The 14132-nt window shown below is 55.6% G+C and carries 10 protein-coding genes; 4 read left to right on the top strand and 6 right to left on the bottom strand.

The window, feature by feature from the left end:
- The first annotated feature begins 26 nt into the window (after nt 1-26).
- Nucleotides 27-725, top strand: a complete 699-nt coding sequence (locus J3U88_RS12570) for a chloramphenicol phosphotransferase CPT family protein (protein ID WP_207859115.1) — start codon at nt 27-29, stop codon at nt 723-725.
- 92 nt (nt 726-817) lie between these two features.
- On the opposite strand, the gene J3U88_RS12565 is transcribed toward J3U88_RS12570, so the two are convergent.
- Both J3U88_RS12565 and J3U88_RS12560 read right to left on the bottom strand, forming a co-directional pair.
- The gene (locus tag J3U88_RS12565; RefSeq protein WP_207859114.1) at nt 818-1636 is read right to left on the bottom strand and encodes a VOC family protein; all 819 of its coding nucleotides are present in this window, start codon (nt 1634-1636) and stop codon (nt 818-820) included.
- A gap of 167 nt (nt 1637-1803) precedes the next feature.
- Nucleotides 1804-3714 (bottom strand): transporter substrate-binding domain-containing protein, encoded by a 1911-nt coding sequence (locus J3U88_RS12560; RefSeq protein WP_207859113.1) that lies wholly within the window; start codon nt 3712-3714, stop codon nt 1804-1806.
- A gap of 487 nt (nt 3715-4201) precedes the next feature.
- Between J3U88_RS12560 and J3U88_RS12555 the strand changes: the two genes are divergently transcribed.
- Nucleotides 4202-5008: a methyltransferase domain-containing protein gene (locus J3U88_RS12555; RefSeq protein ID WP_207859112.1), complete on the top strand. Its 807-nt coding sequence runs from the start codon at nt 4202-4204 to the stop codon at nt 5006-5008.
- 82 nt (nt 5009-5090) lie between these two features.
- Here the strand turns inward: J3U88_RS12555 and J3U88_RS12550 are convergent, their stop codons facing one another.
- Together J3U88_RS12550 and J3U88_RS12545 are read right to left on the bottom strand one after the other, a co-directional pair.
- Nucleotides 5091-6005 (bottom strand): WG repeat-containing protein, encoded by a 915-nt coding sequence (locus J3U88_RS12550; protein ID WP_243435922.1) that lies wholly within the window; start codon nt 6003-6005, stop codon nt 5091-5093.
- Between the two features lie 294 nt (nt 6006-6299).
- On the bottom strand, nt 6300-6665 hold the full coding sequence (locus J3U88_RS12545) for a GFA family protein (protein ID WP_207859110.1): 366 nt from the start codon (nt 6663-6665) through the stop codon (nt 6300-6302).
- 192 nt (nt 6666-6857) lie between these two features.
- Between J3U88_RS12545 and J3U88_RS12540 the strand changes: the two genes are divergently transcribed.
- Nucleotides 6858-8342: a cryptochrome/photolyase family protein gene (locus tag J3U88_RS12540; RefSeq protein WP_207859109.1), complete on the top strand. Its 1485-nt coding sequence runs from the start codon at nt 6858-6860 to the stop codon at nt 8340-8342.
- A gap of 7 nt (nt 8343-8349) precedes the next feature.
- Here J3U88_RS12540 and J3U88_RS12535 read toward each other — a convergent pair whose 3' ends face one another.
- Both J3U88_RS12535 and J3U88_RS12530 read right to left on the bottom strand, forming a co-directional pair.
- The gene (locus J3U88_RS12535; protein ID WP_207859108.1) at nt 8350-9492 is read right to left on the bottom strand and encodes an alginate O-acetyltransferase AlgX-related protein; all 1143 of its coding nucleotides are present in this window, start codon (nt 9490-9492) and stop codon (nt 8350-8352) included.
- A gap of 17 nt (nt 9493-9509) precedes the next feature.
- On the bottom strand, nt 9510-10961 hold the full coding sequence (locus J3U88_RS12530) for an MBOAT family O-acyltransferase (RefSeq protein WP_207859107.1): 1452 nt from the start codon (nt 10959-10961) through the stop codon (nt 9510-9512).
- 598 nt (nt 10962-11559) lie between these two features.
- Here J3U88_RS12530 and J3U88_RS12525 point away from each other — a divergent pair.
- On the top strand, nt 11560-14061 hold the full coding sequence (locus J3U88_RS12525) for a PA14 domain-containing protein (protein WP_207859106.1): 2502 nt from the start codon (nt 11560-11562) through the stop codon (nt 14059-14061).
- Nucleotides 14062-14132: the final 71 nt, after the last annotated feature.

Here is a 14132-nt window from a genome sequence, read left to right as displayed (position 1 = left end):
GCCGGGACTATCCACGAGAGGTATTTATGAAGAAACAAGGCGAGATTATTCTCATCAACGGCGCGACCAGTGCCGGCAAAACCACGCTCACCCGTGAAGTGCAAAAGCTGGCGGATCGCCCGATTATGGCCACCGGCTACGATGATTTCCTGCCCATGCTGGCGTTAAAATACGTTGGCCTCGATCCCGAGATCACACCCCACCATTGGCCCTGCCCCGATCCCGGTTCGCCCGATACGCAACGGGGATTCGAAATTCTCCGCGACGGGGAAGGGGAGAACCGCACCTTCCGCATGATGGTCGGTGAGACCGCTTGGACGCTGATGGTCGGCATGCGCCGCGCCCTGGCCGCGATGGCCGAGGCCGGCAACGATTTGGTGTTGGCCGAGATCAACACCGAAATCATGCTCAAGGATTACCTGGACGCCTTTAAAAACATCGAACGTGTTTATATGGTGGGTGTGCATTGTCCGCTGGAAGAGTTGGAGCGCCGTGAAGACGTGATGCCCAACCGCCGCGTTGGCTGCGCGCGCATGCAAATCGAGCAAGTGCATATTCCCGGTGAATACGATTTCACCGTGGATACCGGCAAAGACGACGCCGTGGAATGCGCCCGCCAAATTCTCGAATTCGTCGACAACAACCCACCCGTGGTTTTCAAGAAGTTGGTAGAACGCTACGGCGACATCGAACCCGTCACCGAGTTCCCCGTTCAGTGGTGGTAATGCGCCGCCCTGTCGCCGGCGTCCTGTTCAGGGACCGGCGACAGACTGGTGCATGAGGATGGTTATTGAGGTGCGTCTGGTTCGGGACCGACTCAGCGATTGAGCGAACCCGCTTCTTTTTCAAGTGAAGGCGTGTTTTCGGGCATCTGAGTCTTGAGTGCAATCGAAACGCCCTGGGGATCAAGCATGCGGGTGACGCCCGCGGCAGCCAGGGTTTCCGACGCCGCCGGTAACACGGAGCCGCCCAGTTCCACCGCGCGTGCCACGGCCGCTTCGTGATCAGCGACGCCGATGGCAAACGTCCAGCCTTGATGTTCCGGCGAGGTGGCGGTGGACATGCTGCCCAGCGGTTTGCCATAAGCGCCGTAAATGATCTGTTCATTGGGGCCGTCGGGATCCAGGGTGTCGAGGCGTTGCCAATCGAAAAGGTTTTGGTAGAAGGCAAAAGAGGCGCGGTGATCGGCGCAGGCCAACGCGTTCCAGACGATGCCGCCGTGGCGCCAAGGATGGCGTGCCTCCAGCGGATCTTTTGGGGTGAAGACCGCGAGTTTGGCACCCTGGAAATCGCGAAAAACCGCCCAACGACCGACCGTTCCCATCGCCTCGGGACCCAGTACCAGGCGGCCGCCGGCTTCGAGAATGCGATCCACCGCGACCTCAAGGTCGCGGACCACCACATTGGCAAACCAATGGGGTGTAATTCCGGGTTCCCGTGCGCGTTCCAGGCTGAGCAGGGCGCCCAGCGGTCCGAAGTGATCGATCCAGGTGGTGTAGGGTTCGTTGGATCCCTTGGGGTAATACTGGTGCGTTTTCCAGCCTGCGACCTTTTCGTAAAAGCGTGCCGCTGCCTCGGTATCGGAGGTAACCAGCTCATGCCACATGAACTGTCCATGCTGGTAGGTAGGCTCCATGATTTTTCTCCAAAAGCGGTATTTTTACAAACGCCAGCATAGCGCAATCCAGACCGACGATCAGCCAAAAATACCTGGACTTAAACCTGTTCCATCCCACCAGGTTCTCTGATAGTGACAGGCGGGGCTCTAACCTAATGACCTAACGCCCCTGTGAGAAAGGCGGGTTAGTTGCCCATCGATTGAGCCGTGGTGAGACCTTCCTTGATATCCTCTTGTTCGATAGGGATGTAGGCCTTGAAGGTGGCGCCGCGGTTGACGCCCTCGGACTCGATTACCAGCTTCGCGCCGATGCTCTGTAGGGTTTCCGCGCAGTAACGCAGCCCAAACCCATGCCCGTCCTTTTTGGTGGTGAAGCCGTAGGTTCCCAGTTTGTCCAGATGGTCCGGGTTAATGCCGTGCCCGTTGTCGCCAATTGCCACCATGATGTGTTTTTCGGTTTCCGTCACCGACAAGGTCAGCTCCGGTGCGGCATCGGTGTTGTCGCGCATCGCTTCCTTGGCGTTTTTAATCAGGTTGAGGAAGACGTGGGCCAGCTTGATGCGGTCCGTCTGAATCGGGCTCACCGCGTCGTAACGGCGCGTGATCGTGATCGCACCCGTTTGGATGGGAAACTGAATTTTAAGCGCGTCTTCCAATACGTCCTTCACCAAGCAGGTGTCCTGCTGGTTCACCGCAAAGTTTTGCTGGGTGCGTGCAATGTCGCGGATTAATCGAATTTGGTGATCCATGTGCAACAACTCGTCCTGCAAAAGGCCGCGCTCCTTTGGCAATTCGTCACCGATCATGGACAGGTATTCCAGCAGTTTGCCGCCGCGTGGGTCGCTGCTGAAAAAGGTGCCCAAGTTGTCGCCTTGTTCCGTGATCAAATCGATGGCCCGTTTGACCCCGTTGGCACGGGAATGCTGGTGCATTTTTTCCAATGATTGGACGCCGACCACCAAACTGTTAATCACGTTGCTGATGTTGTGAACCGTGCAGTTGGCGATTTCACGTGAAATCGCCAATTCTTCCTGGACACGGGTGCGTTCGATGACCTCGCGCTCAAGCAGACGGTTTTTCTCACTAAGCTCCGCCGTTCGTTGTTCCACCCGGTGCTCCAGCCGCGTGTGGGCCTCCTCCAGCTTTTCCTGGGCTTGACGGCGTCGGCCGATCTCCTCCTGAAGGGCGCGGGTCTTGCGCTGGACGATGAGACGCAAGGTGATGTTCGAAACAAAAACGGTGATCAAAATGACCAGCAACATCGCCAGCGCCACCTGGAACAGCGGTTCCCGCCAAAAAGGGCGCAGGGGTAGGTTGATCCACTTACTGAGGATTGCGCTTTTTTCTGTTTCGGGGAATGTGGCCAGGTATCGGTCCAGGATGCTGCTGAGATGGGGGATGTCTTTGCGAACCGCAAAGGTGTAAACGTAGTTGAAATCGACCGCATTCACGGTGCGCAGGTTGGTGATGCCCTGCGCTTTGACCATGTGGCTGAGCACCCCGGTATCACCGACAAAGCCGTCTACCTCGCTAAACACCGTTTGGCGCAGACCTTCAAGATCGTTAACCACCGGAACCAAATTCAGTTGTGGGTAGCGCCGTGCCATAAATTCTTCAATGGCGTACCCCTTGGGCACCGCGATGCGAAGGTCACCGGGCTCATCCAAATCGATGGGTTCCTGGTGCTCACTGCGCACCACCAGTAAGGCGGGAATGTGGGCATAACCCCGGGTGAAATCGAGGAATTCGGCGCGATTGGGGGTTCTGGCCAGGGTGGTGACCAAGTCCACCTCGCCGCGTTTCGCTTCCTCCAAAAGAATGTGTAAGTCCTTGGGTTCCGTAAAGGTAAAGGTGATTCCCAGGTCGCGTTCGGCCGCCCGAAGCATGTCCACGGAAATGCCTTGGGGCCGGCCTTCTTCGTCCGCAAACACAAAGGGCGGGTAATGCTTTTCGAAGGCGACCCGAATGGTACCGCCGCGCGCCACAAGCCAAGCTTGTTCTTGTTCGCTTAGTTCGATCTTGGGACGCTCTTGGAAACAGGCCAAGAGGATCAGCACCACCAAACAAGGAATCACGATTTTTTGGATGGGAGCCATGGAACCTTCCGAAGGGTTGCTGGAAAGGATGATCAGATGGATACCAAGCAATTTTTTAGATAGGGGGGCTTCCGAGACGGGTCGGTACGAGGTAAGCGCGTTCAGGTCTAGGAAGAACAGGGTGAATAAATCGAGAAAATGTTTCAGCGGTGAACTTTTGATTAATTCATTATAATGAGGGTGCGCTTTGGGGACAAGCGCAAATAATTTGTAGGCGCCTTTTCATACATTTTCCTAAGCGCTTGTTTTTTAATAGGGTAGCGGTGTTTTTTCCGGGCTTGCTGAATCTCTGCCAAATTCTGTTGTCACTTTTTGCCGGTTGCTTTGGTATAAAATTGGAATAAAAAAAGTTTACGGCTGTTCAATTCTTCGATCATGTGTCATCTTTTTATCAAATCACCTCGGCCCATTGAATTGACGGTTTCCTGCAGTTTTCGGTGTATGCCGGGTTGTGATGCCCATTGTCTTTGCCCTAAGAGGTGTTTTTGTGAAACAACATGCCGGCTCCTATGATTTCGGAACCTTCTCTCGGAATGATGCCGAGTTAGATCGCCTGACCCGTCAGGCTGAACTTGCCCGCGATATCGAACGCGGCATTCTCCAGCAGGCCGGTCTACGCAACGGCATGCGCGTGTTGGACCTGGCTTGCGGACCCGGCGTCATTACCCGAATTATCGCCGACCTGGTCCCCGATTCCGAGGTGTACGGGGTGGATCTAAGTGAACCGCTGCTCGAAACCGCGCGCCAAAGCCTTTGCGGCCACGAACACGCCCATCTGGTATTCCAGCAGGGCAATGTTTACGAACTCGATCCTGGATTGGGTTATTTCGATTTTGTCTACGCGCGCTTTCTATTTCAGCACTTGGAACGGCCCATGGCCGCCCTGCGCGAGATTCAGCGTGTTCTCGCGCCCGGCGGTATTTTGTTGGTTGCCGATGTCGACGACCAATGGCTCACGCTATACCCCGAGCCCTATTCCTTCAAACGGTTTACCGATGAGGCCGCGCGCGGCCAATCGCTTGCCGGCGGGGATCGTCGCATCGGGCGCAAGTTACTTCATTACATGAGTAAGGCCGGGTATACCGATGTGGACTTGCGGATTGAAACCATTACATCCTGCATGGTGGGTATGCGTAATTTCCTCGATGTCACCACCGGTTTCAAAAAAGAGCAGATGAACCACCGCGGCAGGGTCGAGGTGGCTAAGGAATTAGAAGAAATCTATCAACTGGTCGATGATCCCGAGGCCTTTGGCTCCGTGGGCGTTTTTCTCGCCCGCGGCAAGCAAGCTTAGCCTAGGTTCCAGCACGGCATGTTGATGACCGCCAATCAGGCAGTACCAGGGCTTTCGGCACATCCCTGCACAAAGTCGGCGGTTAGCGCCGCGGCGCCCATATCCATTTACCGGTGACGTCGATATAACCGATTTTTCCTTCGACCTGGACCATTGCCAGACCTTTGTCAAAGGGTTCGGCCCAATCGAAGACCGGCTTGATCACGAAATCGCCCTCGCTATTGATGTAACCCCATTTGTTTTCGCTGCGCATTGCCGCCAAACCCTGTGAAAAACGGGAGACCTTCTCCGAGGCAACGGGGAAACTGTCCTTGATGACAAACCGGCCGCGGTTGTTGATAAACCCAAAGTTTCGTTTCTCGCGAACCAGGGCAAACCCCTCGTGAAACCCGCCCGCGTAACGAAAGCGCGGCTTGATGATCCAGTCGCCGTCGGCGTTAATGTACCCCCACAAACGGTTTTCGCGAACCGGGGCCAAGCCTTCCGAAAATCCGGCGATGGTATCAAACTGAAGCTTGCGGTTTGGCGCGGTTTTTTGGTCGATAAACAGCCATTCCTGGCGCAGCTTAACCGCCGCCAATCCCTCCGCGAAGGGATATGCTTCGCTGTAATTGGGGTTGATAATAAACCGGCCCTGCTGATCAATAAAACCGTGGCGCTCGCATATGCGAACCAGCGCCAAACCCTCCGTGAACTTATCGGCGTCGTCAAATTGGGGCTCAATGACCATTTCCCCGTCGGGATTGATGTAACCCCACAAGCTGTTGCTTTGAATGGGGGCGAGACCCTGACTGAAGCCACGTGCATCCTCGAATTGCGGGGTGATACGCACGGTACCCTGACGGTCGATATAGCCCCACTTGCCTTTCACCGTGACAGGGAACAGTCCGACCGGGGCCGTGTCCTTGGGTTCGGTTGCGGCGGCCGAGGGAATGAGGAAGCAAATCCAAGCGCACCACGCCAACAGCAAGGGTGTTGGGATCGAGAGGCGTTGCATCAACAAACGTCCGTCCTTTTTTAAGAAACTGGTTTCTGGATAGGGGGGCAAAGAATAAACCGATTATAGCCAATATTTCCAGAATGAAAAACGAAACATGGCGGTGATCCTTGTGCTTGCCTGAAACAAAGCTGCCACCCATTTCCCGTTGTTAAGATAATTCACGATCACCTTTACAGCCATTTCCCGGCGGTTCCCGCGAGAAAAGCGCAAAAGGTAAACCGTGTCCCTTTCGACGGTGTTTTCCGTTCCTGCTCGGTTTTTCCTAGCCCGCGATGCCGGTTACCCTGTTTGTTAAAGCAGTTCCGCGCCGTCGAAAAGGGTAACCTCCAGCGTTTCAAGGTCGAATCCTTCCAAACAACCGAGGTTGATCCGCATCAAGCCGGGCTTTTGGGTTGCTTCGTGAAACGGATAGATGCCGCATCGTTTGCAAAAGTAATGGTTCACATCGCCGTCGCCCCATTGGTAAAGCTGCAACTGGTCCCGGCCCTGATGGAGCTGAAAACATGGCGGCGGGTAATAAGCCTTGGACATCAAGGCGTTGCGCCGCCGGCAGATCGAACAATTGCAGCGCAATGCGTCCGTAATGCGGGGTGATTGGATCGTAAATGCCACGCCACCGCAATGGCAGCTGCCATGGTAGCTGAGGTTTTGGGTCATACGCGCTGCCTGCTTAATTAGGGGAATAGGGATCTTGCAGGTCCAATCATAACAAGGCTTTCCCAAGGCTCGCCACCTCATGGTAAGCTGCCGGCGCCGACCCCTGTGCCATTCCGCCTGTTGCTCAAATTGGGGTTTCCTCACTTTTGACCGATAGACCCGATTAAAGACGAATCCACTTTCGGAGTTTCCATGGACGTAACTTTGATTTTCCCCCACCAACTTTTTAAGGAACATCCCGCCGTCGCGCTTAACCGGCCCTGTTGGATGGTCGAGGACAGTTTGTATTTCTACGACCAACGGCATCCGGTTCGTTTCCACAAACAGAAGTTGGTGCTGCACCGTGCTTCCATGAAGGCTTTTGCCGACCAGCTCAAACGAAAACGGTACCGGGTTCACTACGCCGATTTTCCCACCTATCCGCGCTTAAAACCCTTGCTAGGCCACCTTCAAAGCGAGGGGGTGCGTTGTGTGCATGTCGTTGATCCCACCGACTTTTTGCTGGAAAAACGCCTGAAACGGTTCACCGCGGACTTGGGCCTGCGCATTCAATGGTACGAAAGCCCTAACTTTTTGACCCCGCGTCGCCAATACGAATCCTTTCTCTATAAACGCAAACGCTACAGCATGGCCGAATTCTATGCCTGGCAACGCAAGCGGCTGAACATCTTGCTGGACCCTGACGAAAAACCCCTCGGTGGTAAGTGGAGCTTCGACACCGAAAACCGCAAAAAATTACCGCGTGGGCACCGTCCCCCGGATATCGGAACCATTCCCAACACCAAATACGTTAACGAGGCCAAGGCCTATGTGGCCCAGCACTTCGCCGCGCATCCCGGTTCGTTGGAGGGCTTTAATTACCCGATTAACCACGATCAAGCGCGAACCGCTTTTTCCTATTTCCTGCGCACGCGTTTTCGCCTGTTCGGACCCTATGAAGACGCCCTCTCGGTGCAACACGCCTTCATCTATCACGCGGTGCTGACGCCCTCGCTGAACATCGGCCTTTTGTCGCCGAGTGAAATTATCGAACGCACCATGGCTTATGCCGAGGACCACCAAATCGCCCTGCCGTCGCTGGAAGGGTTTTTGCGGCAAATCATCGGTTGGCGCGAGTTCATGCGCGCCATGTACGAGGTGGAAGGCGTCAAGCAGCGAAATGGTAACTTTTTTGGCCACACCCAACAATTGCCCGATTCCTTTTGGCAGGGAACCACCGGCATTCAGCCCATCGACCACGTTGTCAAGAAGGTTGACACCCACGCCTACGCCCACCACATCGAACGTTTGATGGTGCTCGGCAACTTCATGTTGCTGTGTGAAATTGAACCCCATGCCGTGTACCGCTGGTTTATGGGCGGTTTCATCGACAGCTACGATTGGGTGATGGTGCCCAATGTTTATGCCATGAGCCAATACGCCGACGGCGGTGGGATGACCACCAAACCCTACTTCTCCAGTGCCAACTATTTGCGCAAGATGAGCGACTACCCGTCGGGTCCGTGGGAGGAAGTGTGGGACGGCCTGTTTTGGCGCTTCATCGCCAGGCACCGTGATTTTTTCGCCAAAAACCACCGGCTGAGCATGATGGTGCGGCAGTACGAGAAAATGGATACCGCCAAACGCAACAAACATTTCCACGCCGCCGATCAATTTCTCGGTCGTTTCTTTGGCTGAGGCGCGGTTATTCCGGGGTGGGTTTCCAGTTGAGCAGGCGCCGCTCGACCAACTGTTGGATCACCACCTTGGGTTGCTCTTTTTCAACCAAACTTTTGTCAAAGCTATTGGACCATACGAAGGTTGCCCGTTTGAAATGGCGCGCCAGTAAGGGAATTAACGCTTGGCCGAAGCTGTCGTGAATAATAACCGCGGACTCGATTTCGCCCGCCTCGCAGCGCGTGACCAGGCCTTCTTCGCCTTTGAGCACGTCCTTGACGACCACGGTTAAGGTACTGCCGTCCTTTTCGCGAACCACGGGGCGTGACTCGGGAAATTGCGGGGTGCGCATCAGTTCTTCCGTGGAGAACTTGAGCCCCATCATGCGCGCCAAGTCGCCGCCGTTGGAAGTTTGTTCGTCGATCTCCAGTTCGTCAATCGGGACAATGGTTAATTCGGGGTAATGCTTTTTGAGTTCGGTCATGATTTCCACGTAACCCACGTAAGCGCCCATTTCGTTCCAGTGGGTATCGCTCTTGAAATATAGGGGGCCGTGGCTCGATTTGTGGTTGTTCAAGGCGGGACGCACGTCCACCATGGCGACCTCGGGCAGGCGGGAATCCACCGCGGCTTGCAACTGGTTCAGGCGGTTGGGGCGATCCAGCGGCTCCCAGCCTTCCGGCAAAAATTCGGGGTACATCGTGGGTTTGTTGGGTGAGATGGTGAACACGTAGGTGATGCCGCGTTCCGCGCAAAAGCTTTGTCGTGCCGCCAGCAAATCCAGCCATTGCTGCAAGCCCGGTTTATCGAAGGGGTAGAGATTGCGGTAATCCTCAAACACCATTTCATCGCGGTAGTACAGCCAATCATCCTTACCGAGCATGACTTTGGTGGACGGGCTGGTGCCGAGCACGTCTTTTTTGAGTTTGCCGTGAAATTGGATGAACCATTGGCGGAAGCCGAAATTTTCGCCAAACCAATATTTGAATTGGCCGGGCAGGGAGGCGACACCGCGCAGGCCGCCGCGAAATTCGGGGAATGTCGCCACCGTTCCGGCCACCGGCGTTTTGTCGATACCGACGATCATGTCGACACCCGGCAACAGGATCATCACCAGAAAAGTAGCCGTAAGTAATTTGTGGTACCAGTGGACGCGGCGACGGTGAAACACGGAACGGCCTCCTCAGCCTAGAAACGGAAGTAAATGAAGGGGTTGTAGCTGCCGGCCGCCATCATCATCAGGCACCAGAAGAAGATTGCGGTTAGGGCGGCCCATTTGAGCAGCGCGAACAGGTTTTCCCAGGTCGCCCGTTGGGCTTTTTCTTTGCCGGCCACATAGCTTTTAAGGCGGGCCGTGCCGGCGGGCACGATGTTGGTGGCGCCGATCATACCGATCACGATCATCACCAACAGCTCGGTATCCAGGTAATGGCCCAGGAGGCGCGCGCCGCTGGGATCAGAGCCGAAGCCGAACATCGCCGCGATAAAGGTCAGCGATTGGGGCAGCGTTTCCGCGCGGAAGAAGACCCAGCCAATGACGGCCGCCAACATGCAGTAGATGTGGCGTACCGCGCGGGGTCCTTTCTTGAGCATGGCGCCGAAACCGAGGCGTTCGATGATCAGGAACAGGCCGTGGTACATACCCCAAATGACGAAGTTCCAACTGGATCCGTGCCACAAGCCACACAGAAAAAACACCGTGAACAGGTTGAAGTAGGTGCGGCGCGGTGAAACGCGGTTGCCGCCGAGGGGAATGTAGAGGTAATCGCGGTACCAACTGGACAGGCTGATGTGCCAGCGGCGCCAAAACTCGGTGATGCTCTGGCTGATGTAGGGGTAGTTAAAGTTTTCCAGGAACTTGAAGCCGAACATGCGGCCGAGACCAATGGCCATGTCCGAATAACCGGAAAAGTCGAAGTAAATTTGCAGGGTGTAACAAACCATGCCTAGCCAGGCTAGGGAGGTGGTGATCTCGTCGTCCGGTAGGGCAAAAATTTGGTCACATGGATAAGCGACAGCGTTGGCGATGATCATCTTTTTGCCGAGCCCGATCAGAAACCGCTCCGCCCCGTAGGCGAAGTTCATAAAGCTGTGGCGGCGACGTTGTAACTGCTCGGAAATATCGTGATAGCGCACGATGGGGCCCGCGATTAACTGCGGAAACAACGAAATATACAGCGCCAAATCAAAAGGATTGCGTTGGACTTTCACCTCGCCGCGGTACAAATCGATGATGTAACTCATGGCCTGAAAGGTAAAAAACGAAATGCCGATGGGCAGGTGGACCGGGTCGAGATGGACCGTTGGCAATTGCACAACGGACAGGGCTGAATTGAGGTTGTCTACCAAGAAGTTGGCGTACTTAAAGGCGATGAGCAGGCCGAGGTCGCCGACAATCCCCGCGATCAGCCAAAACTTCTTGGCGGCGGGCGTGGCGGCGCGATCAATGGCCAAGCCGAGTCCGTAGTTGAGTGCGATGGAAAACAGCATCAACAGCACGAACATTTTTTCGCCGTATGCGTAAAAACCCAAGCTAAAGATCAATAAAACCGTGTTGCGCAGGACCTTGGGGACGGCGAAATAAATGGCGAACAACAGCGGCAGGAAAAACAAAAGAAACGCGGGTTCTGAAAAAAGCATGGTGACCTGATCTCAAAAAAGATGGCATTGCTCATTTACCGGCCACGCACACAGCAATACCCCGAGCCTTGAAAAAATGCGTGTGTGCGGGGGATCGGCCTATTATTGGTATTCCCGCCAGAGCAAGTCAAGCCATTTACCGAAGAAGCGCGATAAGCGCGGGGGATTTTCGCTAAAGATCTGAAGCGAAATGGCTTGAAAACAGAGGGCGGGTACCGGCCGGGTCTCAAACCGAACTTTACAGGCCGTTGTAGCCCAGAGGTTTAGCCAAAATCTACCGGTCGTCTGCTCTTGGCCCCTTTCGTCTTTCGCGGTTCTAGCCCGCATTTCTCACAATCTCGCGACGAATCCTTGTGAGAAATGCGGGCTAGGACACCGAACCCTGCGGGATTCCTGGCGCCACGCCTGGCCGGCCACAAGTTTGCAACAAACGCCCCATAGGTCGACCCGGTTGCACCAAGGCCCGCCGACCCGCGCGCCGTGTTCTCGCGCACGCTTGGTAAGATCCAGGCCTGACGGGCCGCGTGTCCGTCGGTTTTTTCGATCCGTCTTGTTGTATAAAGCAATGTAGGAATGTTCGTGTGAAGGAGCCATCATCGTGCCCTCGTTTGTAACCCTTATTTTAATGACCCTCTGTGTTTCGCCTGTTTTGGCGCACGAAACCCTTCCCGAGCGCGCCCGCCCGGATCGGCTGCCCGCGCGCCCGACCCTGCCGGACCTCCCTTGGCTGCCGGATACCGCGTTCGGTTCGATGCAGGTTTTTCTCGCCGGCGGAACTTGGTCCGGCTCGCTTGCCATGGCTGAAACCGGCCGTTACCGTTTCGAATTGATTACCTCCGCCGCCGTTCGCTTCAGCGTGGCCGGCAATCCGGTGCTTGAAACCAGCCTGGGCGACGGGAACCAAAGTTACATCACGACCCTCGACCTGGCTGCCGGCAACCATGCCGTCCAGCTCGCGCCGGTTACGGGTAGCTTCGCCTCCATCGTGCTCAAATGGCGTTATCTGGGTCAACCGGCGGATTGCACCGACAACACGTTTTGCGTCAGCTACTTCGCCAATACAGAACTGTCCGGCGAGCCGGTCCTCGAAACCGTTGAAAGCCATGTTTCTCACAATTGGGGTTACAACAGTCCCGGCCAAGGCGTTCCTGCTGATGGGTTTTCCGCCCGTTGGGAAGGTTCCTTTGATTTCAGTGCCGATACCTACTTGTTCCGATTAACCGGCGACGACGGCGTCCGTTTATGGCTCAACGAGGAACTGATTTTCGACGCATGGCGCGATCAAGAAGCCGTGAACCTGTCGCGTCACCTGACCCTACCCGCCGGCCGCCACGCGCTTCGTCTCGAATATTACGAAAGCGGTTTTGAAGCGCAGGTTTATCTCGACTGGCGTCCCGTCAATAAGGCCAACCAGACCTCGGCAATCGGGGTCAATGTACACGATCTCAATTACTGGTCGACCGAATGGACCTTGCTCGACATTTTTAAAATGTCCGGTGGCTGGTTCACTCAAAGCGACGATTCCTTTGACACGGCCGAACAGGCTCAGCTTGATCTCGACGCCAACGGCTGGGTGCGTTCCCTGCCCGCGGCGGACGACAGCACCCGCAACTTCCGCTACGTTGCCGCGCTGATGCTTCAGGGCAACACCGGCGCGCATCCCGCCGGTCAGTACACCGTGCTTTACGACGGTGACGGTTCGATTGAGTACCAATTCGACGGTGTTTACAACGAAACCCTGTCCCAACCCGGCCGCCACATTCTCGATGTGGACGAACCCTCGGATCGGGGCATTTTGCTGCGCATCACGGCGACCGATCCCAAGAACTACATTCGCAACATTCGCGTGATTATGCCCGGCGCCGTGTGTGACCGCGACCCCTACCAATGGTGCAACAACGACGGAACCTGTAGCGGTACCACCTGTTTACCTTTTTCAGAAGTCTATACCCACCAGCGTTTTCACCCGCAATACCTCAACGATTTACGCCGTTACCGCGTGATTCGGTTCCTCGACTTTTTCCGCACCAACCTCAACGAAACCAGCGCTTGGGAAGATCGCCCGCAAATGCGTGAGGCCCGCTGGAACCGTTGGGAACAAGGGGCGCCCTACGAATTGGGGATGGAACTGGTCAACCTGTTAAACGCCGAGCCTTGGGTCAACATGCCGGCCTTGGCCGACGACGGTTTTGTCCGTAATTTTGCCGAGGTTGTCAAAAGCGACCTGAACGAGGGGTTGCCGATTTACCTTGAGTACGGCAACGAAATTTGGAACACCGCCTTTTTGCCGGGTTTTTGGGTAGAGGATTTGGCCGTGGCGCGCTGGCCGAACAGCGATGCGGAACCGTTCACCAAACGGATGAACTACCACGGCATGCGCACCACCCAAATCACCGCTACCTGGAAAGAAATGCTGGGCGAGGATCGGGTGATCGGTGTTTTGGGCGGGTTTCACACGGTGCAAGCCGTCAGTGAAGCCGCCTTGGATTGTCCCTTGTATGCGGCCGAAAACGGCGGGGTTCCTTGTTACCAAAACCTCGACGCTCTGGCCATCGGGCCGTACTTTGGCGGCTACTTGGGCAGCAACACCTTTGCCCCGAGCGTGATCGGTTGGGCAAGCGAGGCCGACGGCGGCTTGGAAACCCTATTCCGCGAAATCACCGAGGGCGGTCCCCTGTACGATCCGAATCAGGAGCCTGAATGGGAGCGTGCCCCCCAAGCCGGGGCCATGGACGAAGCCATGGGCAATGTCACGGTTAACAAAAACCTGGCTGATCAGCGCGGTTTGCGTTTGATCGCCTACGAGGCGGGCCAGCATTTGGTCGGCATTGATCGTTACTTGGACGACACCACTTTGAACAACCTCTTCTTCGCCGCTAACCGCGATGCGCGCATGGGGCAACTCTATACCGATTACCTCAACGGCTGGCGTGAGCGCGGTGGGGAGCTGATGTGTATGTTCCTAAGCGTTCAGCTGTACGACCGGTTTGGGAGTTGGGGTCTCAAAGAGTACCAAACCCAGGAAGGCGCACCTAAGTTTGAGGCGACCATGGCGTTCATCGAGAACACGCCGTGCTGGTGGACCGACTGCACCCGTTAATTTTGTTTTTGCAAAAGTTAGATTAACAAAAATGGTTATTTGCTAACTGGCGCTAAATAATGGGTTTTGTT

The sequence above is a fragment of the Acanthopleuribacter pedis genome, from assembly GCF_017377855.1.
In the GTDB taxonomy this organism is placed as follows: domain Bacteria; phylum Acidobacteriota; class Holophagae; order Acanthopleuribacterales; family Acanthopleuribacteraceae; genus Acanthopleuribacter; species Acanthopleuribacter pedis.
Note: the sequence above shows the minus strand (reverse complement) of the source record. Positions and strands in the feature narration are given on the sequence as shown.

What these genes read in the sequence shown, in the direction of transcription:
- J3U88_RS12570 (WP_207859115.1), top strand. Translation starts at nt 27, where the DNA reads ATGAAGAAACAAGGCGAGATTATTCTCATCAACGGCGCGACCAGTGCC.
- J3U88_RS12565 (WP_207859114.1), bottom strand. Translation starts at nt 1,636, where the DNA reads ATGGAGCCTACCTACCAGCATGGACAGTTCATGTGGCATGAGCTGGTT.
- J3U88_RS12560 (WP_207859113.1), bottom strand. Translation starts at nt 3,714, where the DNA reads ATGGCTCCCATCCAAAAAATCGTGATTCCTTGTTTGGTGGTGCTGATC.
- J3U88_RS12550 (WP_243435922.1), bottom strand. Translation starts at nt 6,005, where the DNA reads ATGCAACGCCTCTCGATCCCAACACCCTTGCTGTTGGCGTGGTGCGCT.
- J3U88_RS12545 (WP_207859110.1), bottom strand. Translation starts at nt 6,665, where the DNA reads ATGACCCAAAACCTCAGCTACCATGGCAGCTGCCATTGCGGTGGCGTG.
- J3U88_RS12540 (WP_207859109.1), top strand. Translation starts at nt 6,858, where the DNA reads ATGGACGTAACTTTGATTTTCCCCCACCAACTTTTTAAGGAACATCCC.
- J3U88_RS12530 (WP_207859107.1), bottom strand. Translation starts at nt 10,961, where the DNA reads ATGCTTTTTTCAGAACCCGCGTTTCTTTTGTTTTTCCTGCCGCTGTTG.